Below are 19413 nucleotides of genomic sequence, written 5' to 3'. Positions count from 1 at the left end.
CTAGTATCGTGACAATATAATTACGTTACATAGTGGCGTGCTAGTTTCCGGTCGGCATCCTGGCGGGTGAACTTCCATTCAATCCGAGATTGCGCCTCATTCCGGCGTTGCTCCCAGGCCAGCACTTCGGAGCACAACTGTGCTTCATCGCCGATTCGCCGTCCTGTGCATTGCCGGTCCAGAATCCCGATCTCGATCTCGACCATGTTCAACCAACTGGCGTGCTTGGGCGTATAGTGGAACTCCAGCCGCGACAGAAACACGGCTGCCGCTTCCCTCCCCATGGTCTCCTCAAATGACGCACGAAAATGGGTGTTCAGATTATCCATGACCAAATGGATTTTGCGTGCCTGAGCATAGACCTCCAGCGCCAGGAATTGTACGAAGGCCACGAAATCGGGTTTGGTGCGCCGCTTAGTCACTTCCACCTCGCGATGACCGCCCTTGGGTTCCACCGCCACAAACAGGTTCCGTGTACCAGCCCGTTTGTATTCGTAGTCTTCTTTGGCAATTTGGCCCGGAGCTGCTGGAATTGGGGGACGGGTCTGCTGCAACAGTTGCTTACTCTTTTCATCCAAGCAAACCACCGGTTCGGTGGCATCATAGGGCTTGGCATACAGACCCAGCAACTCGTACATGCGCTCTCGGTATCCGGTGGTGATTCGCCCGATGCACCACATCATTTTGCGCCAAGGTTTACAGACGTTTTTTTTAGAATTTGGCGGATGCTCTCCCGGTTGATGCCTTCCAATTTGGGCCGGTGCCGCGCCGCGATGGTTAGCGAGCGGACTGTCCAACGCACGGCGCCTTCGGGCGGTTGGCTGCGCGCCAGGGCTACTACTTCGGCTTCTTGGTCGGTGCCATACTTGGCTGGTTGGCCCGGACGCGCCGCATCGTAAAGGGCGTAATCCAATCCCTTCTCAGCATAGGCCGATTGCGTGCGCCAAATGACCATCCGGCTTACACCGAGGACTTGTTGGATGTGCGCCGCGGGCACTCGCGCCTCCGCCGCCAATAAAATATGGGCGCGCGTCACCTCCCGAGCCGAGTGCTGACCTTTGCTCCGGAAAGCCTCTAAAAAGCGTCGATCTCCGGAGCCCAATTGGATTTGGTTGGGTTTCATCCCAACCAGGCTAATGTAACGTTATTATATTGTCAACATACTAGATTTTGGCCCATGAGGGTTCTGAAACCTAGTGAACTCAAGGCCAGAACGGGAGCAATTCTCGACAAGACAAAGCACAGGCCAGTTTACGCGGAACGCGAAGGCACTCTGCTTGTCATCACCAAAGCCAAATTGGTCCCCACGCCGCAAGATTCGCCGTTCTCGCCCTGGGAACTGAGAGCAAAGGCCATCGAGTCGTTTTATTAGTCAGCCCAAGCCTGGTGAGGTCTGGTGGATTGACTTGGGGATGCGCTCGAAGTTCCGGCCAATGATGGTGGGCTCTCAAGAGCATCCGAATCCCGAAAGGGCTCTCAGCGTTTGCATTCCTTGCACCCCCACCATCAAGGGCGGGCAATACGAGGTCGCACTTCCCCCGGGTCAGATAGATGGCCGGTTCAGATGAAGGTGTCGCCAACGTGCTCGGTATTCAAGCCGTCGAGCACCATCGTTTCAAGCGACGCGCCGGGCGCTACGAAGCGCCGGTGCTTGCGGCCATGCGAAAGTGGCTGCCATGCGAAAGTGGCTTGCCTCGATGCTTGAAATCTAAGATAATGCTTTGCGTCTCGGGCCTTTTTCCGAACGGGGCTTCGGGTTAATGGTCAATAAGTAACTCGAATCAGGGGCATTGCCGCCCGCCGAGCATCAGCTTCCCGAAAAAGCGCTGGTTTTATACAAATCCGGTTGGGTATGGTGTCTGTTTAGTAAATTGCCATGGCAAAGACGAAGAATTCAGAGCGCGAGAGCCAGGCGGCCCCAAAGCTGCCCAAGCCACCTGGCGCCCCACCGCCGCTTCCAACAGTGGCGCCCTTGTTCCGTAGAATCGACTGGTTAACCCTGCTGATTACCTTCGCAGTGGTAGCGGTCGTGTATTTTATCACGCTCGCCCCTGAGTTGACCCTCGAGGACTCCGGCGAGTTGGTCACCGGCTCGTTCTATGCCGGCATCCCGCACCCGCCTGGCTACCCGGTTTGGACCATCTATAGCTGGCTGTGGACCACGCTTGTCCCCTGGGGCAACATGGCTTGGCGGGTGGCCCTCGGGGAAGCTTTTCTCGGGGCGGTCGCCTGTGGTCTGTTGAGCCTGCTGGTCTCGAGAGGCAGCAGCATGTTCATGGAGAGCATCGAAGAACTCAAGAGCATGACTGGCAAATGGGAGAACGCGATTTGCATGGTCTCGGGAGTGGTAGCGGGTCTGCTGATGGGTTTTGATGGATTCATGTGGAAGGAATCGATCGCGGTGAACCGCATTGCGGTCACCAGCGTGCCTTGGTTCCTCATTGTGCTGGTGTGCCTGCTGCGATGGCTTTACGCCCCACACCAATACCGTTTTGTCTATTGGGCGCTGTTTGTTTTTGGAATCTGTTTCACCACCCACCAGAGCCTCATTGTCGCGGCCATTGGGGTGGAGGTCGCGATCGCTGCTGGCAATCAACGACTGGGCCGCGATGTGTTTTTCGGAAATTTTGTCCTGTACATGCTGGGCAACGTCTATTACTGGGTAGTCGGCCAGCAGGTCTTCGCCAATTTATCCAAACCTGGGTTGCAAATCATTTTCCATGGGGTCGGGCTCCTTTCCTTGGCGGGCAGCATCTGGCTGGGGTTGAAAACCAAAACCAAGGGAATCGAGTTTGGGCGCGATTTTCTTTTGCTGGGCATCTTCGTTTCATTCGAAATGGCGTTGCTGCACAAAGCCGATTCGGGCGTGTGCGCATTCTTTATTCTGGCCACATTGGGTTTGGCGGCTTGGTTTGGCTATTTGGCTTGGAAGACCTGGAGACTGAGCCACGAATGGTTCACCGTCAGCATTATGGGCCTGCTTTGGATTCTGGGGGCTTCATTTTATCTGTACATGGCGGTTTCGGGCATGACCAATCCTCCCATGGAATGGGGATACCCGCGCACGGTCGAAGGGTTCTTCCATGCCCTGAGCCGCGGGCAGTACGAGCAGCCCAACCCCACCGACCTCATTTCCGATCCGCTGCGCTTTTTGGGTCAGGTCTGGATGCTCATCAGCGGCGTGGCCATTGAATACACATGGGTTTACATGTTCATCGCCCTGGTGCCGTTCCTGTTTTTCTTCAAGATGCAGCGCCGCGAGCGCGCCTGGTTGATTGGGCTGAGCGGGATTTATCTGTGCCTGGGTGTGTTGTTGATGATTCTGCTCAACCCCACGCCCGACCGCGCTTCGGCGGACCTCATCAAGGTTTTCTTCTGCAATTCACATACGATCGTTGCGGCGCTGATTGGCTACGGGCTGGCGCTCACAGCCGCCTTTATGGCCACTCATTACAAAACGTTTCGTCTTTGGGGGTTGGGAGGCGGTGTGGTTGCAGTTGTTGCCGGCATCTTCGGCCTTTATGAGACCGTTGGCCGGACCTTCTTCGGCCTGGCGGGCGAGCCGGAGAGCTTCGCGGAATTGCCTCACTGGATTGCCCGCGCCTTTGCGCCGCACCAGTACGGATTGCCCGTTTATGGTGGCTTGCTTCTGGTTGCTATTCCGCTGGCGTTCGTTGTGGCTCTGGTCTTTTATCGCGAGCGCGGGCCTTTGTTCATTACGCTCAGTTTGTTTGTCGCCATGCCGGTCTATTCCGTGCTCGCCCACTGGTTTCCGAGCAATCAACACGATCACATGTTCGGGTACTGGTTCGGACACGACATGTTTACCCCGCCATTCAAAGGCGCCAATGGCAAGCCGCTTTATCCGGAAATGGCCAAAGACGCCGTGCTCTATGGCGGGACTGACCCGGGCCGCTTTTGTCCGACCTACATGATCTTCTGTGAAAGCTTTACGCCGCACAATTGCCAACCGCTAGAAGACCAGAAGTTCGACCGGCGTGACGTGTATATCATCACCCAGAATGCCTTGGCCGACGGGACATACCTGGATTATATCCGCGCCCAATACAACCGCAGCAAAGAGATCGATCCCCCGTTCTTCCAGGATTTGCTGCGGTCCGCTAAAGAAAAAGAACAGAATTATGAGACTAACTTTCTGGCGCGCCTGATCTCGCCCTTGGACACGGCCTTCGAGGATTACGGCGACCGTGTCGAAAAACGCCGGCGCACCTTTACCTCGTGGTTTACTGCGCAGGATTTCATCGACCTGCGCGGATTTGCAGCGCGCCTGCGCCCGGGGCCGGACCAGGACACCGTGTCAAAATTTATTTACGAGAACCTTGCCGCCGAGACCCGCCAACTCTTGGCAGGCCAAGGCAATGACGCCGCTTTGGGCGAGGACCTGGCAAGGGATTTAAACGTGTTGCTGGATCGCGATTTGGAGGTCAAAAAGAGCCTTGCTGCCAAGCTGCAGGAAAAGAGTGACATCGACCAGCAGATCGCCGGAGGCAGCACTTCGGAGAGCCTGCACCGCAGACAGGACGAGCTGGCAAAGCAAATCGCCGAGTTGTCCAAAGTCGAGCTGCTTTATGAGCCCGACCGTTTCAAGCAGGTCCAGATTTCGGAGTACTTGGCCGACTTTATTAAGCAGAATCCCCAGAGCCATACCCGGGTTCGCTTGAATCGGCTTTTGCTCGAAGCCGCTTATCCCAAGGAGATCGCCAAGAGCCTGGGCGGGGTTTATCCCGACCGCGAGATTTACATCGCCTCGCCTGAGGACTCCCAACATTGCTTCAATGAATACCTCAGCGATGCCCAGCGGCGCTTGCAACATGACACGCAGTTCCCGAACGAGCCCAAACAAATCCGCCAGGGCGAAGACGTGCGGGTGGTGGATAACCGGGTGACTGTCGCTGGCCAAACCGCTGTGATGGCCATCAATGGCCTGCTCACTAAGGTCATGTTCGATCATAACCCCAAAAACGAGTTCTATGTCGAGGAAAGCTTCCCGTTGGACTGGATGTATCCGCACCTGACTCCCTACGGGATCATTATGAAGATTAACCGCCAGCCGCTTCCGTCGCTAACGGAGGATGTTCTGCGCACCGACCATGAGTTTTGGAAACAGTACTCCAAACGCCTGACCGGCGACATCATCGATTACGATACACCGCTCAAACAGATCACTGATTGGATCGAAAAGGTATATCTGCGTCATGACTTGAACGGGTTCACCGGTGACCGTAAATTCGTTCATGACGATGATGCGCAAAAGGCCTTCTCTAAACTGCGCAGCTCGATTGGCGGCATCTATGCCTGGCGCCTCACCCAGGCCCCGCCTGAATACCGGCCTAAAACCAGCGCCGAATACCAGAGCATCCTGAGGGAAGCCGATTTTACCTTCCGCCAATCCTTTGCGTTTTGCCCTTACAGCCCCGAGGCAGTCTTCCGCTATGTGAATCTGCTCCTGCAACTCAACCGCCTGGATGACGCCCTGCTCATCGTACAGACCTGCCTCAAGCTGGACCCTTACAACGCAGCAGTTATCGGCCTTTTAAGCCAGTTGGAGCAGTATAAGACTCAGCAAACCCAGCACGCCGGCCTCCCGGCGCCCCAAACCCAGGTGCCGCTCATGGAAGCCGAAATCCGCGCCCATCCCAGCAATTTCCCGGTGGTTCTTGAACTGGCGAAAACCTATTTCCAGATGCAGCAGACCAGCCGGGCGGACCAACTCCTGGAAACGCTCGTTACCAGCCCGGGTGTGGCGCCCGCGTACATAATCCAGGCCGCCCAGCTTTACGGGCAGGCTGCCAACTGGCCGGGTCTGGAACGCGCACTCGAGAAGCTGGTCAAGGTCTCTCCCGAAAGCCCCGAGGCCTGGTACGATTTGGCCGCCTTTAAAGCCAACCTGCGAAAGGATAAAGAAGCTTTGACCGACCTCGCTCAGGCCATTGACCTGAGCGTTAAACGCCGCCAAACCAATCCTGCTGCGCTCGATTTGGTCGCCAAAGCCCGCGAAGATGATCGCTTCGCCGCCCTTCGCAAGACCCCCGAATACCAGAAACTCATCCCGCCAAAGTAAGAGCCCGGTTTATGAGAGCGACTTTCTTCGGCTCTTTCTCGTGTCGTTGACAGTGCCCTCAAAAGGCCTTGACGATTACGCAGGCCAGGAAGAATCTGGGCAACCTTCTTGAGGCCGCTGTGCGCGGAGAAAGCATCGGCCTGATTTCAGGTCCGCACATCATCGCTCTTCGCAAGGTGGAAGTCGAGTCCACTAACTGCGCCCGGAGTGAATATGGAGTGAGCGACGCGCAACTGGAAGAGATCGACCGCCTGACCGATCGACGCTTTCAAAAGATGAAATCGAGGGGCAAGCTGAAGCTCACGACGCGCGCTCAACTCAAGGCGCTTTTTGAAAAAACCGCTCGCGCTTGATCCAGATGTCCTGGGGGGAATTCAAAACGGAGTACGACATTCTGTGTGCAGTCGATCAATTAGAGTTTTGGTGGCCTGCCCGCTGGGAGGAGCTTAAGCTATATGACACCGGCGAAATCGAGTGCAGAGTCTTTGGCCACGTTTGCCCTGTTTTCTTCAATAAAGAGCCGTTTACAGAGACGAGAGAACTGCGCCGGTTCGGTCGCTATGTTCCGCGGGATATCATGCTGAAGGTTGTTCGTCGCGATGGGCAAATGTGCCAGATGTGTCACAAGAACGTTTCTGATATGGACGAGAGCCATCCAGGTTGGGCATGGTGCTGAGGGGTCCCATTCAGTGGACGCGCCGATTGCTTACGTTTTCCATATCGCGTATTTTTGGCTGATAATGCACCGGTTAAAAAAACGCGGCGACGGAAAATCCTGGCGGGATAATGCAACTGCAGTCGCGTAATCAGAGTTAGGCGACTTGGCGCGCGATGAGTGATTCTCGACCAGACCAGACTCCGAAGACGCAGCCCGCTTCTGCTGGCGGTCCACCACGACCGCCCAAGAAAACCGCACGAGGCTTAGGCGACGGGTTTCCCGATGACTTTTTCGGGTCAGGAGTGGATATAGTTGACCTACACGCGCAAGACCGCTGGCAGGCTATTGAGGAGTTGATAAGTCACCTCGTGACTACTCGCAAGATTCAGTCTCGGCATAGGGGTTCAGTCACCGAGAGTATCAGGAAGCGCGAGTCGTCAATGAGCACGGGTATCGGATTTGGTATCGGCATTCCTCATGCGTCCACGACATTGGTATCTGAAGTGGTGGCGGTAGTCGGGCGCTCCCGAAAGGGAATCCAGTTCGATGCCCTTGACAGTAAGCCAGTCCATTTGGTGTTCTTGTTTTTGGTGCCGACGGGCCAGTTCCAGAAGCATGTTCACGTGCTTGCGAGTGTCGCGAAGATGCTTCATCGGCAGGACTTCCGCGATGGCTTGTCGGATCGTTTTATGTAGGATATGAAGCAGTCGTTCAACCAGTCGCCGGAGCCAACCGCCGTTGGCGCGGTCAGTTCCGCTGTCGCGGTTCACGTCGCGACTCGGCGGTGGCTCAGCTTTTTTCGTTAAGCGGCTAAGGCCATGACCAATTTTGACCAACTTATCCCGGAGATGCGCGACGGGAACAACGAAGCTGGCGGTTTCCAGGCAAGCGATTCGCTGTTCACTTTGATGATTCGCCAGCCGAGCAAATCACGGATTATGAGCTTACATTTGTTCAGGTCGAGACAGTCGCTTAACGAGTCGCGGCAGCTAACGCCGGGAGGTCCCGGTCGGTCATGCTGGACGCAATTGTTCCGGCGTAGCTGCGCTAATCGTTAGAATTATGCCGTGGGAAATTTCATGGGCTGAAGGGACTCGCGAACTCGTCGCGGCGGGAGCGCGTAAGATGTTCCCCTCAGCGCAGGATATCGAACGGCTCGCTGTCGAGAAAGTCGAGGAGGAGGTTCGGTTGCATCCGCTCCCGAGCCCAGATTTGCCGCAGGTTTCCAGAGAAGAGGCGTTCAACTTCGGGCGGGTCCAGGTTTTATATCACATCGACTCGGCGGCAGGCCGTGCAGAGATCACAAGGGTGACGGTGTTCTAACCATGTTCAGTTGCGGCCGGGAGCCCGGTGCGCGTCCGCTTGGGCGTTGCCGACGGGCGATGGCAGTGTTATTTAATTGTAATGACGATTGAAAAAATCCGTCAACTTTACGACTGTGGAGCCATTCCACCCTTTCGTGATGCGCTTGGCTGACGGTCGGGAGGTTGCGGTAGCGCACCGAGAGTGGCTCGCCTCCGCTCCCAGCGGGAGAACGGTGATTGTTTTTCAGCCAGACGATTCTTTCAACATCGTTGATCTTCTCCTGGTGACCGATTTGGAAGTGAGGAATGGATCGAGAGCGAAGGGCGGCAAGGGCCAGAAATCGTAGAAGTAGTGCGCCTGAAAGGGAGTCAGATGCACCGGCGTTTTCGCAGGACCAGCACGTTCGAGGATGTGCCCCGAATGTATTCGGAATGCTCCATCAGGGTGCGGATGAGGTAGAGCCCGCGACCGTGTTCGCTTTCCGGGCCTGGGAGGTTGGGCGTTTGGGGCCACTCAAATCCCGGAGTCTGATCGGTAATCCGCATCTCGATTTCACATGGCGAACAGGTGGTTTCTACAAGGAACGGCTGGGAGCGGGCCTGAGGTGAGGCATATTCAACGGCGTTGTTGCAGGCCTCGGTGAGGGCCAGTTCGCAGTCCATAATTTCCTTGTCCGCGCAATCCTGTTCGGTGAGGAATCGGCGGGTTTGCTGAACGGCCCCCCGCACCCGCCGAAGGTCACAAGGCACACTCAGACGGAACAGAGCAGCGGCGGTTGCGTCTTTCGGCCCGGCCATACATTCACTGCTTGACTACCTGAAAAACGCGGTCCAACCGGGCTAGTTCGATAATCTGCAGGACGCCCGTTTGAGGGCGCAACAGGCGCAGGAGACCCTTTTTGCTGCAAGCGGTTTTGTGCAGGGCGACCAGGGCGCCCAGGCCGCAACTGTCGATGAAAGTCGTTTCCGACAAATCGATGTCGATGTTTTTCTGGCGGTCCGACACCGCCTTGCGGACCCAGTCCCGAAAGGCATTGGCATTGGCAGCGCCCAGTTCTTTGACTGACGAGACGCAAAGGGTATCGCCGTGAATTTCAGCTTTCATCTCAGTTTCAACTCCAGTGTTGGTAATGCGAGGCAGTAAATCCGAAAGGGCAGGGGATGGCAAAACGAAAAACGAATCATGGACTCGGTATAAAACCCAAGGTCCAAAATCGTCAACTTTGGTTTCAATGTGTCCTCTTCCTTGCGAGGCTCCTAAGCAAATCGCGGATTGATGGGTTAGTCAGAATCTCCTCAAGGGACAGTTTTGTTTTGCGCCGCCAGTTGGGGAGCTCGATTGAGGTGCCGGGGACATTCTGCGGGCGCTCTTCACCCCAGAGGTCCTCCAGATTGACCAAGAGAGCTTCCGCTTCACTGGCCGCCAGCCAGCGCAGAGCGGCGCGCAATACGGCGGCGCCATCCTTTGAGCCGGTTTTCAGCAGGCCGGCGCGTTCAAGAAACTTTGCCAGCGCCGCATTCATGCGGGTGCGGGTTTTATATTCCGTAGAGAGCTTACGGCGTGGGATGAGGCCCAACTCAAAGCGATCGGCAATGTCCAAGCCGCGCCAGTGTGCGGCAAAGGGTGGCATGTCGTGGGTGTTGATGCTGCAGAGGCTGAACGGAGGCGGAGGCCGAAGCGGGTGGGCTGCATTGGGTCGCTGTTCGTACTGGAGGACGTAAGTTTCGCGTAATTGGTGACGGGCCATGGCGCTATTGACCTCGGGGGGAACGGTGCCGAGGTTCTCGCCCACCAGGAGCGCCTGATGCCGGTGGGATTCGAGGCACAGGATGGCCAGCAACTCCTCGGCGGGATTGGAAACGTAAGCGCCCAGACTGGCTGGGAAGCCGGGCGGTATCCAGTAAAGGCGGTGCAAGCCCATGACATGATCGATGCGCAACACACGAGCGCAACGCAATTGGAAGCGCAGATACTCGATAACGTAGCCGAAGTGACGCTGGCGAATGCGCTGGGGGTGCAAAGGCGCAAACCCCCAGTTCTGGCCCTGGGTGAAGTAGAGATCGGGCGGGGCGCCGGCAGCAGCCGGAAAGGCGAAGGAATCACGTTCGCGCCAAAGATCGTAACCGGCAGTGTGCACGCCGAGCGGGAGATCGAGATAGGTCTGGATATCGCGCTGGCGGCAGCGCTGGTTGAAGGCCGCGATTTGGCAATCCGCGACCCATTGCGCATAGAGGTGGTACTGCCGGGCCGATTCTGAGTAGTCGCCCGGCTGCAGCCTGCCATAGCGCATGCGTCCTTCCCATCGGGTCCAAGGTTTGCCCGTCTGCTCGGTAGCAGCCTGGAATTGGGCGTACTCCTCCAGCCGCGGACGCGTTTTAAGGAAGGATTGAAAATGCCCGCGCCGCTTTGAATCGCGATGAAAAAAGAATTCTGCCATCCGTTTAAGCGCCTGGCGCCTGGACTCCATTTCGGCCCGGTAATCGATCCAGGGACTTTGGCGAAACGAATGCAGGCGCTGCTGGAAGGGCCGGGAGCGAAACAGCTTTTGCGCTGCGGGTGAAGCGGAGAATTCGGGTACTTGCTGAATATCGACATAAAACTCGTTCCAAAAGAGCCGGCTGGCAGGGGAGTAGGGGCTGGGTTCACACAGCTCAGGGCCAAGAAAGGCCGCCAGCAACGGCAGTGTCCCCAGGACATTCGCCCCGACTGAGGCGGTCCATTCCATCAGCTTCGTCCAATCCGCGAGGTTGCCTGCACCCCAGCTTTGACTGGAATGGACGGCGTACATCGGCACAAAAGCCCCCCAGATTTTCCGCGTGAGTCTGCCGGGAAATGCCTTTTCAGGCGCGCAAATCACCAGTGTTTGATGGTGGCGTCCGCGGACCTCCAACTCGAGCCGGTGATAACCCAACGGCAGACTGGGCAAAACCAGAGATTGGGCGGCAGCTTTCTCAGTCTGGCCATCGGTCCTGGTTTGAGGAGAACGGCTTGAATGCGGATGGAGTTTCTTACAACGCCCATCTTCTAAAACCAATTTGCACTCAGCTCGTCTGCCATCCAGACCGTCAGACAATCGGACCGGCACAGTGGTCCGCCGGGCGTCCCAGGCGACGATCACCTCCGGGAGGCACTGACGTGATTGACGTTGTTGGAGGAGGTGGAGCGAGTCGCGAACATCGTCCTCCGTATCGGCGGGAGCGCCTAAGAGTTCCAGAATAGCCTTAAGGGCTTCTGGCGAGCTGTGATGGCGGGCGCCTGCCATATCGATATAGGACAGATGTATTCCATACCCGCGTGCCAGTTGCCGCAGGGCAGGGCAGGGCAGGGCTCTATTGCAAATCGCTTTCAAGATGAGACTCTGCCGAGAATTCTCCCTCTCCCCTTCGGCCTCTTCGGAAGGGGAGAGAGCCGGGGGAGAGGGGTCCCTCTGTGTGTTGTCGATCTCCCGGTTGTAGCGCATGTTGCAGACCCCCTTTAACCGGGGCGGACCGGCTCGAGGAGTTGGAGAATGCCGCGCAATGGGATTTTAACCCAATCGGGACGGTGGCTGAGTTCATAACCCACTTCATACACGGCCTTTTCCAGCAAATGCGCCTCGAGCAAAATCGTCAACTGATCTTTTGATTCTGGCAACAGTTCGGCGCCTTGGAGCACTGCCAGATATGCCTTCAAGTACACCGCGCTGACCCACCGATACCAAAAGCTGTTCCATGGCTCGATCGATGGGAGTTCCTGCTCCTGCAGGGCGCCGAGTTGGAGTTGTTTGAATAGAGCGGCGTAGGTAACGTAATGGAAAGAACGGATCATCCCAGCCACATCCCGCAGGGGAGAGCGCTTGATTCGGCGCTCGCCCAGTGCGCGCGCGGGTTCCCCTTCGAAATCAATAAACATGAAGTCTTTCCCGGTGTAGAGGACCTGGCCCAGGTGAAAATCGCCGTGGCATCGAATCCGCTTGCTGGCGATGGGAGACTGGACAATAGCACGGAGGCGCCGGAGGATTTCCGGTTCCAGGCAGAGAACCTTTTCAGCTTCGCCCCGCACCGACTCGGCAAGCCGGGGAAGCCCGCGGCGCAGCAGGCGCAAGCTCTGGACAACAAAATTGCGCATCGATTGGAATAAAGCGCGTTGATAAAACGGTGTGAAGGGTTCCGGAGCAAAGTTGCGGTCCTGGGTTTCTGAAGACAATGCCAGGTGCAACTGGCCGGTGCGTTCGCCCAGCAACCGCCCCAGCTCCAAGTAGGTCCCAATCAGCCCGACCACCGATTCGGGAACCGGGCGTTCCGCGAGCCCGACCACGGAATTTTCCAGTTCGAGCTGAATCCCGGTTTCGACCGGACCGGTGCGAATGCGCTCGAAATAGCGGCTGAGCATATCGAGGGTGTAGGACCAGGCGTCCTGGGCTTGCGCAAGAAAACGGGTCAGGATTCCCAGGGTAAACTCCTCGCCGGTTTGCCGGCGATACTCCAGCCAGCCGGACACCGGCGGTAGATTTGGAAAATTCCGTTCGGTTAAAAAGCGTCCGATCTCCAGGTCCGGGTTAACGCCGGATTCCAGGCGCCTGAAAAGCTTAAGGAAGAATTTATTGCCAAAGACGACCGAGCTATTGCTTTGCTCGGCCTTGCGGAAAGAGGGTTCCAGCGTCACAAGGCCGTTGGCGGCCTCCTGGCGCAAATCGGGTGTTGGGGTTGCCTTGAGTTCACCATTGGCGCTGGCGAACGAACGACGGCGCGCAATCGCTTCGAGCAACGCCTTGCAAAAGTCTGGGCTGCTGGCGGCCGCGTAGAGGACTCCTTCGCCGCTCCCATCATCAAAGCGCAAGCGCGCAATGATGTCATCGGGCAAGTGTTCCTGAACCTGGGCCGCTTCGGCTGGGCCGGCAAGCTGAGCTGGCAGCACATATTCTTCCGGGTCCCCCTCCACATACTCGATGGTCAGCAGCAGAATAAAAGCGCGCCCGGAGCCCACGGGAATGCCGAGGCTGTCCCCAATTTGCACGGACTTTATCTGCCGCCCTTTGCCGCCAAACCAGCGCTTGTTCTTTAAGAACTCCGCCAGATGAGATTCCAGCCGGTGTGGGCCTTCACCCTCGAAGAGGTCTTCGAGTGGCGGGGTCACCAACAGGCTGTTCAGAGCGCTGCTTTGGGCCGGCGCCTGCCTGCTGCTCAGGGGTTCTAGCAGAAACCAGTAAGCCGCATGCGGCGAGAACGTCAGGAAATAAGGCTTGTCAGTTACCGGCGGGAAATCGGCGTGGCCAAAGAGTTCAACCGGAATTGAATGCTGATATTCAGAGAGGTCGAGTTGGACAGGCTGCGGAAATCGGGACAGATTGGCTATCACCAGCAGGTTTTCGCTTTCATAGCTGCGCACAAAGGCCAGAACCTTGCGGTTCTCCGGCTGCAGGAAACTAAGGGAGCCCCGGCCAAAGGCCTTAAAACGCTTCCGCAAGGTCAATGTCCGCTTCATCCACCAAAAGAGCGAGTTGGGATTGCGCTGTTGATTTTCCACATTGACCGCCTCGTAGTGATACTCGGGGTCCAGGATGATGGGCAGGTACAGCGCTTGCGGGCTGGCCCGCGAAAAACCGGCATTTTTGTCCGAACTCCACTGCATCGGTGTGCGGACGCCGTTGCGATCCCCCAGGAACACATTGTCGCCCATGGCGATTTCGTCTCCGTAATAAAGGACAGGCGTTCCGGGCAAGGAAAAGAGCAGGAGGTGCAACAGTTCGATGCGCTTTCGATCATTGCCCAGGAGAGGCGCCAGGCGGCGGCGGATGCCCAGGTTGATGCGCGCTTTGGCATCGTCGGCATAGACGCGATACATGTAATCGCGCTCTTCATCGGTCACCATCTCGAGAGTCAATTCGTCGTGGTTGCGCAGGAACAGCGCCCATTGGCTGGTCTGGGGAATCGGCGGGGTTTGTTCGAGGATATCGACAATGGGAACGCGGTCTTCCATCCGCACGGCCATGAAAAGGCGGGGCATAAGGGGGAAATGAAAGGCCATGTGGGTCTCATCGCCGGCGCCCGAGCCGAAGTAAGACACAGCATCTTCCGGCCATTGGTTCGCCTCAGCCAGCAGCATCCGGTCGCCGTAACGCTCATCGACATGCTGGCGCAGGACTTTGAGGAATTGATGAGTTTCCTCGAGGTTCTCGCAGGAGGTTCCTTCCCTTTCATAAAGATAGGGCACCGCGTCCAGTCGCAGCCCATCCACTCCGAGGTCCAGCCAAAAATCCAGCACCCGGGTTAGTTCCTGGTGGACTTGTGGGTTGTCAAAATTCAGGTCGGGTTGGTGTGAATAGAACCGGTGCCAGAAATAGGCATGGGCCACGGGGTCCCATGTCCAATTCGAGGGTTCGAAATCGCGAAAGATAATCCGCGCCTCGCGGTATTTCTCCGGCGTATCGCTCCAGACATAGAACTTGCGCCAGAGGCTGCCGCGAGGGGCGCGGCGGGAGCGTTGAAACCAGGGGTGTTGGTCGGAGGTGTGGTTGACGACCAGTTCGGTGATGACGCGCAGATTGCGCTGGTGGGCGGCGGCCAGGAATGTCTTGAAATCCTTCAGCGTGCCGTAGATGGGGTTGATCGAGTAATAATCCGCGATGTCATAGCCGTCATCTTTTAGCGGCGAAGGATAAAACGGGAGCAGCCAGATGGCCGTTATACCCAGGTCTGACAAATAATCCAGCCGTTCGGTCAGCCCGCCAAAATCTCCAATCCCATCGGCATCGCTGTCGAAAAAGGCGCGGACATGGACCTCGTAAATGATGGCGTCCTTATACCATAAAGGGTCTTTAGGAAGCGGGGGCGGGATGGCACGGCGGCCAATCCGCGCGGAGCGGGCCCGTGGCGAGCGAGGCGCGGATACGCCAAAGCGGCGGCCCGTGGGCGAAGAGATTATAAAACGTGGGGTGGCCATCAGAGGAAATAGTCGAAATCTTGTTCCGTTCGGACATGGCGGCGCAACCGGAACACATGCGCCGGGGCGAATTCGGGGTTCAATTCGATATAATTGCGTGTTCCCGACCAGAGGAAGCGTTCGTTGGTGAGCAGTTCGTGGACCTGGAACGTGCCGCCACCAGCCAATCCCCAAAGGTCTAGCGGCAGCCGTATCCAGCCACGCTGAACATGGTGCGGGTCCAGACTGACCACCACTAGGATAATGTCCTCCAGGTCCGCGGTGTGCCTGCTGTAAGCCAGCAGTTGCTCGTTATCAATCTCATGGAATTCCAGGTGTTCGTTGCTTTGCAACGCAGGGTTCTCACGACGGACCTGGTTTACTTTGGCAATCAAGTCTTGCAAGGTCCCGGCAGCATTCAAATCCCAGTAACGAATCTCGTATTTTTCGGAATTCAAATACTCCTCACTGCCTGGTTCGCGCGGCTGGTTCTCACAAAACTCAAAAGGTGGTCCATAGATGCCGTAGCTGGCCCCCAGCGTGGCGGCCAGAACGAAACGGATGATAAAGGCCTGACGCCCCCCATACTGCAGGTATTGCGTCAGGATATCAGGCGTATTGGTCCAGAGATTGGGACGGAAATAATCGCGCAGTCCTGCCTGTTTTAACTCGGTGAAGTAAGCCGTCAGCTCGTGTTTGCTGTTGCGCCACGGAAAGTAATCGTATGATTGCGAAAAGCCAAGCTTGGCCAGATAACGCATGACTTTGGGGCGCGTGAATGCTTCCGATAAAAAGACCAGCTCCGGCTCGCCCCGCTTGAGTTCGCCCAGGCACCATTCCCAAAAACGGAAGGGTTTGGTGTGCGGGTTATCGACCCGGAAAACGCGCACGCCCTGCTGCATCCAAAACTCGAAGATGCTCTTCAACTCGCTCCAGAGCGCCCGCCAATCGGTCGTTTCAAAATCCAAAGGGTAAATGTCCTGGTACTTTTTGGGTGGATTTTCCGCGTATTGAATCGAGCCGTCCGGGCGGTGGCGAAACCACTCCGGATGTTCCCGGACATAGGGATGGTCCGGGGAACATTGGAAGGCGATGTCCAGCGCGATTGCCAGCTTGTGCTCGCGCGCCTGGCGGACCAGCGCCCGAAAATCATCGAGCGTTCCCAGCTTGGGGTGGATTGATTTGTGACCCCCTTCCTCGCTGCCTATGGCCCACGGACTGCCCGGGTCTGCTGGCGTGGCGGAAACGCTGTTGTTTTTGCCTTTCCGGAAAGAGCGCCCAATGGGGTGGATGGGCGGAAGATAAACGACATCAAAGCCCATGGACGCAATGCGCGGAAGCCAGGCCGCGCAGTCGGCAAGAGTGCCGTGCCGCCCTGGCTCCGGCGCGCACGAGCGGGGGAAGAGTTCATACCAGGCGCCGCAGCGGGCCAGCACCGGGTCCACGAGCACCTGTAACTCCCGATCATAGCGGACCCGGTGAAGACGGTCCGAATACTTATCCACCAGGTCGGCCAGGGCCGGGTTTAATGCCTTGGCTGCCTTGGCCCGGAGCGGCAAAGGACTCTGCTCCGCAAACGATTCAAGAATCGCCCGGAACTGCTGGCCGTATCGTCCATCGGCCCTTTGGCCGGCCTGCTCGATAAGGGCAAGACCGGCTTGAAGCTCGCTCGAGACATCCATCTCAGCCGCCATTTTCTTTTCCAGGTCGCGTTGCCAAGAGCGAAAGGGGTTGACCCAGCCCTCGATTGTGTAAATGTAAAAACCGGGTTGGCTCACGTTAAACGAGCCGCCCCACCGATCGTTTGGCCCCTGTTTCATGGGCGACTCCGACCAGTGCGATTCATCGGCATGACGAAATTTAATGACAGCCGACAGGATGTCGTGGCCATCGGCGAAGATGTCCGCCTCAACGGCGACGCTCTCGCCCACCGTCCGCTTCACGGAGAACCGGCCAGCGTCAATTTCCGGCTGGACCTGCTCGATGACGACGCGGCGGCGTTCTGCGGGCAGCAGCGGCCAATGCGGACCGATGGCCGGCTGCTGGCGCTCCACGGCCACCAAAGCCAGAGAGGAGCGGCGGGCCGGTTTTGGATTGTTGCGGGGTTCACCAGGGCGATAGCGCATGCCTCCCTTTATGTCTGCCTGCCGCGCCAAACTGCAACTGGGGTAAGTTGCCCTCCGCACCGGCCCATAACCCAGGCGTCCTGGCCGGCCACCCGGAAAACCGGGCGAGACGACCGGTTAACCCGGCGAGGATGCCTGCGCCACCTTGATACCCGCAGAGCTCGGCATGCGGAGTTTGCCCCACTTCATGAGGCGCTCGCTGCGGCTACCTTGAAGGAGAAACACTGAGATATGCCTCCGCCGCAGCCATTCCTTCCCTTTGGCGCACATAACGTGCTGGCAGTGATTCTCGGCGGGGGACAAGGCGCCCGCTTGTTTCCTTTAACCAAGGACCGCGCCAAACCGGCCGTGCCGCTGGGCGGCAAGTACCGCTTGGTGGATATCCCGATTTCCAATTGCATCAACTCGGGCCTGCTTCGCATCTTTTTGCTCACCCAGTTCAACTCGGCCTCGCTGCATCGGCACATCTCGCAATCGTATAAATTTGATCACTTCTCGTCCGGTTTTGTCGAGCTGCTGGCCGCCGAGCAGACCCTCACGGACACCACCTGGTACCAGGGCACAGCGGATGCCGTGCGCAAGAATCTCATTCATTTCCAGAGCAACCCATTCGAGTACATGCTCATCTTGAGCGGGGACCAGCTCTACCACATGGATTACCGAACCTTGTTGCGCGAGCACGTTGCCAGCAACGCCGATGTCACCGTCGCAACCATCCCGGTGCCTCGCAAAGACGTGCCCGGCTTTGGCATCATGCGCACGGAACCCGATGGCCGCATCAGCCGGTTTGTGGAAAAGCCCAAAGACCGTGCTGTGCAGGATGAGTTCCAGCTCTCGGCTGAGGCCCGCTTGCGCCTGGATATTCCAGCGGGCGAGGAGCTGTTTCTGGCGTCGATGGGGATTTATGTTTTCAACCGGGCTGCCCTGCTGGAGTTGCTGGGAGAAACCAGCCGTGATTTTGGCAAACACGTCATTCCCGAGGCGCTCACCCGCCATCATGTGCGGGGCTATGTCTTTCAGGGTGCTTGGGAGGACATCGGCACCATCCGCAATTACTTCGATGTCAGTCTCGAATTGGCCTCCCCAGCGCCTCGGTTCGACATGTTCGATATGGGTTCGCCTGTGTTCACCCGCCCCCGGTTCCTGCCCTCCTCGAAGGTCAACGCCAGCCGCATCGACCAATCCCTTGTCTCGGACGGTTGTCACATCAATGAGGCTGACATCAGCCAAACCATTCTCGGCTTGCGCAGCCAGGTCGGGCGCGGCAGCCGGCTCTACCGCGCCATCCTGATGGGCAGCGACTACTATGAAAGTGCCGAATCTGTTCAGCGCCACCGCGAGGAGGGAACCCCAACGGTTGGTATCGGCGAAAATACCCGAATCGAGAATGCCATTATCGACAAAAATGCGCGGGTCGGGAACAACTGTGTGATCACGCCAGGCGCGAGTCCCAAGGACACCAATCACCCGCTGTACTACATCCGCGATGGTGTGGTGATTATTCCCAAGAACGGCGTGGTCCCCCACGGCACAGTCATTTAGAGTGGGGCCCTCTTGAATTGGGGTGTTTACCCCATTCCCTTGCCAACCTGGCATGATAAAAATGGAACAGCTCGAACAAATCGACTTAAAGGAGGAAAGACTGTTTAGGAAGACAAAAGAGCGGCCTGCGCCTGGGTCGCTCTTTTTTGTACCGCTGGAAAGGGGCGGTTTTTTCCGAGTAACAGTTGTGATCTCGGATGTTCCTACGGAACAGGGGTCGGTGCATGTCATGGCTCTGGCGGGAGTTCCAGCGTCATCAACACGCTGTTCGCGTCAGGAACATAGCTGCCGAAAGGCGGACACTCCACAAATCCATGTCGTTTGTAGAACTCACGGGCCGGGGTGAAATACGGCCACGAACCCGTCTCAAGGCTCAAGCGGGATAACCCCATTCCCCCATTCGACGCGCCCTGGCCATGTGCCGCAGCATAGCGCTATCAGCGCCTTTCCGCCTGTATGACTGCTCGGTGTGCATTGATTTTATTTCGCCGTGGGATTCCGAGAGTCGTTTCAAAGCGCCAATGGCCATAACGCGCTCCCCGTCCCATCCGGACCAAAAGTGAATGTCTGGTTTTCTCAAGCCGCTTAAATCAAGCGCGTGTGCGCTGCCGAGCCCCGTCTCCGCGCGCGGTATTGAGATGATGCGCGAGAAGCTTCTGCACGCGCGGATCATCGAGCCCGCCGTCCGTGATCTTCATCGATTTTTCGTAGTGAGCGTTATGAAGAAGATTCCACAGGCACAGTTCAGCCGCAAGAGAGCGCAAAGAGGTTTGACGAGAACTTTTCACAACAATTACAGT

13 protein-coding genes and 1 pseudogene are annotated in these 19413 nt (G+C 57.3%); 6 read left to right on the top strand and 8 right to left on the bottom strand.

Going from position 1 to position 19413, the window contains the following annotated elements:
- Nucleotides 1-20: 20 nt before the first annotated feature.
- Nucleotides 21-1123 (bottom strand): annotated as a pseudogene (locus tag VG146_18200) (IS630 family transposase).
- A 54-nt stretch (nt 1124-1177) separates the two neighbouring features.
- On the opposite strand from VG146_18200, the gene VG146_18195 reads away from it, so the two are divergent.
- The 5 genes from VG146_18195 to VG146_18175 all read left to right on the top strand — a co-directional run bounded on the left by VG146_18195 (nt 1178) and on the right by VG146_18175 (nt 8063).
- A complete protein-coding gene (locus VG146_18195) occupies nt 1178-1372 on the top strand; it encodes a hypothetical protein (GenBank protein ID HEV2394287.1) in 195 nt (64 codons plus the stop codon).
- Nucleotides 1373-1876: 504 nt separating this feature from the next.
- Nucleotides 1877-6082: a DUF2723 domain-containing protein gene (locus tag VG146_18190; GenBank protein HEV2394286.1), complete on the top strand. Its 4206-nt coding sequence runs from the start codon at nt 1877-1879 to the stop codon at nt 6080-6082.
- A gap of 68 nt (nt 6083-6150) precedes the next feature.
- Entirely contained in the window at nt 6151-6435 is a 285-nt protein-coding gene (locus tag VG146_18185; protein HEV2394285.1) for a hypothetical protein, read from the top strand.
- 478 nt (nt 6436-6913) lie between these two features.
- Nucleotides 6914-7435 carry a PTS sugar transporter subunit IIA gene (locus tag VG146_18180; protein HEV2394284.1) on the top strand — a complete coding sequence of 174 codons (522 nt, stop codon included), beginning with the start codon at nt 6914-6916 and terminating at the stop codon, nt 7433-7435.
- A 367-nt stretch (nt 7436-7802) separates the two neighbouring features.
- Entirely contained in the window at nt 7803-8063 is a 261-nt protein-coding gene (locus VG146_18175; GenBank protein ID HEV2394283.1) for a hypothetical protein, read from the top strand.
- 350 nt (nt 8064-8413) lie between these two features.
- Here VG146_18175 and VG146_18170 read toward each other — a convergent pair whose 3' ends face one another.
- The 5 genes from VG146_18170 to VG146_18150 form a co-directional block, all read right to left on the bottom strand.
- On the bottom strand, nt 8414-8842 hold the full coding sequence (locus VG146_18170; protein HEV2394282.1) for an ATP-binding protein: 429 nt from the start codon (nt 8840-8842) through the stop codon (nt 8414-8416).
- Between the two features lie 4 nt (nt 8843-8846).
- On the bottom strand, nt 8847-9149 hold the full coding sequence (locus VG146_18165) for an STAS domain-containing protein (protein ID HEV2394281.1): 303 nt from the start codon (nt 9147-9149) through the stop codon (nt 8847-8849).
- Nucleotides 9150-9273: 124 nt separating this feature from the next.
- Nucleotides 9274-11505, bottom strand: a complete 2232-nt coding sequence (gene malQ, locus VG146_18160; protein ID HEV2394280.1) for a 4-alpha-glucanotransferase — start codon at nt 11503-11505, stop codon at nt 9274-9276.
- 14 nt (nt 11506-11519) lie between these two features.
- The gene (gene treS / locus VG146_18155) at nt 11520-14966 is read right to left on the bottom strand and encodes a maltose alpha-D-glucosyltransferase (protein ID HEV2394279.1); all 3447 of its coding nucleotides are present in this window, start codon (nt 14964-14966) and stop codon (nt 11520-11522) included.
- Entirely contained in the window at nt 14966-17071 is a 2106-nt protein-coding gene (locus VG146_18150; GenBank protein HEV2394278.1) for an alpha-1,4-glucan--maltose-1-phosphate maltosyltransferase, read from the bottom strand. Before VG146_18150 ends, treS begins: the two co-directional genes overlap by 1 nt.
- 231 nt (nt 17072-17302) lie before the next feature.
- Between VG146_18150 and VG146_18145 the strand changes: the two genes are divergently transcribed.
- A complete protein-coding gene (locus tag VG146_18145; GenBank protein HEV2394277.1) occupies nt 17303-18613 on the top strand; it encodes a glucose-1-phosphate adenylyltransferase in 1311 nt (436 codons plus the stop codon).
- A gap of 373 nt (nt 18614-18986) precedes the next feature.
- Here the strand turns inward: VG146_18145 and VG146_18140 are convergent, their stop codons facing one another.
- A complete protein-coding gene (locus VG146_18140) occupies nt 18987-19142 on the bottom strand; it encodes a hypothetical protein (GenBank protein ID HEV2394276.1) in 156 nt (51 codons plus the stop codon).
- 61 nt (nt 19143-19203) lie between these two features.
- Nucleotides 19204-19401: a hypothetical protein gene (locus VG146_18135; protein HEV2394275.1), complete on the bottom strand. Its 198-nt coding sequence runs from the start codon at nt 19399-19401 to the stop codon at nt 19204-19206.
- Between the last annotated feature and the right edge of the window lie 12 nt (nt 19402-19413).

This window comes from Verrucomicrobiia bacterium, assembly GCA_035946615.1.
Classification (GTDB): Bacteria; Verrucomicrobiota; Verrucomicrobiia; order Limisphaerales; family UBA8199; genus DASYZB01.
The sequence above is the reverse complement of the archived record's forward strand: the minus strand, read 5'-3'. Positions and strand labels throughout refer to the sequence as shown.

What these genes read in the sequence shown, in the direction of transcription:
- VG146_18190 (HEV2394286.1), top strand. Translation starts at nt 1,877, where the DNA reads ATGGCAAAGACGAAGAATTCAGAGCGCGAGAGCCAGGCGGCCCCAAAG.
- VG146_18175 (HEV2394283.1), top strand. Translation starts at nt 7,803, where the DNA reads ATGCCGTGGGAAATTTCATGGGCTGAAGGGACTCGCGAACTCGTCGCG.
- VG146_18150 (HEV2394278.1), bottom strand. Translation starts at nt 17,071, where the DNA reads ATGCGCTATCGCCCTGGTGAACCCCGCAACAATCCAAAACCGGCCCGC.
- VG146_18180 (HEV2394284.1), top strand. Translation starts at nt 6,914, where the DNA reads ATGAGTGATTCTCGACCAGACCAGACTCCGAAGACGCAGCCCGCTTCT.
- malQ (HEV2394280.1), bottom strand. Translation starts at nt 11,505, where the DNA reads ATGCGCTACAACCGGGAGATCGACAACACACAGAGGGACCCCTCTCCC.
- VG146_18140 (HEV2394276.1), bottom strand. Translation starts at nt 19,142, where the DNA reads ATGGCCATTGGCGCTTTGAAACGACTCTCGGAATCCCACGGCGAAATA.
- treS (HEV2394279.1), bottom strand. Translation starts at nt 14,966, where the DNA reads ATGGCCACCCCACGTTTTATAATCTCTTCGCCCACGGGCCGCCGCTTT.
- VG146_18165 (HEV2394281.1), bottom strand. Translation starts at nt 9,149, where the DNA reads ATGAAAGCTGAAATTCACGGCGATACCCTTTGCGTCTCGTCAGTCAAA.
- VG146_18170 (HEV2394282.1), bottom strand. Translation starts at nt 8,842, where the DNA reads ATGGCCGGGCCGAAAGACGCAACCGCCGCTGCTCTGTTCCGTCTGAGT.
- VG146_18195 (HEV2394287.1), top strand. Translation starts at nt 1,178, where the DNA reads ATGAGGGTTCTGAAACCTAGTGAACTCAAGGCCAGAACGGGAGCAATT.
- VG146_18145 (HEV2394277.1), top strand. Translation starts at nt 17,303, where the DNA reads ATGCCTCCGCCGCAGCCATTCCTTCCCTTTGGCGCACATAACGTGCTG.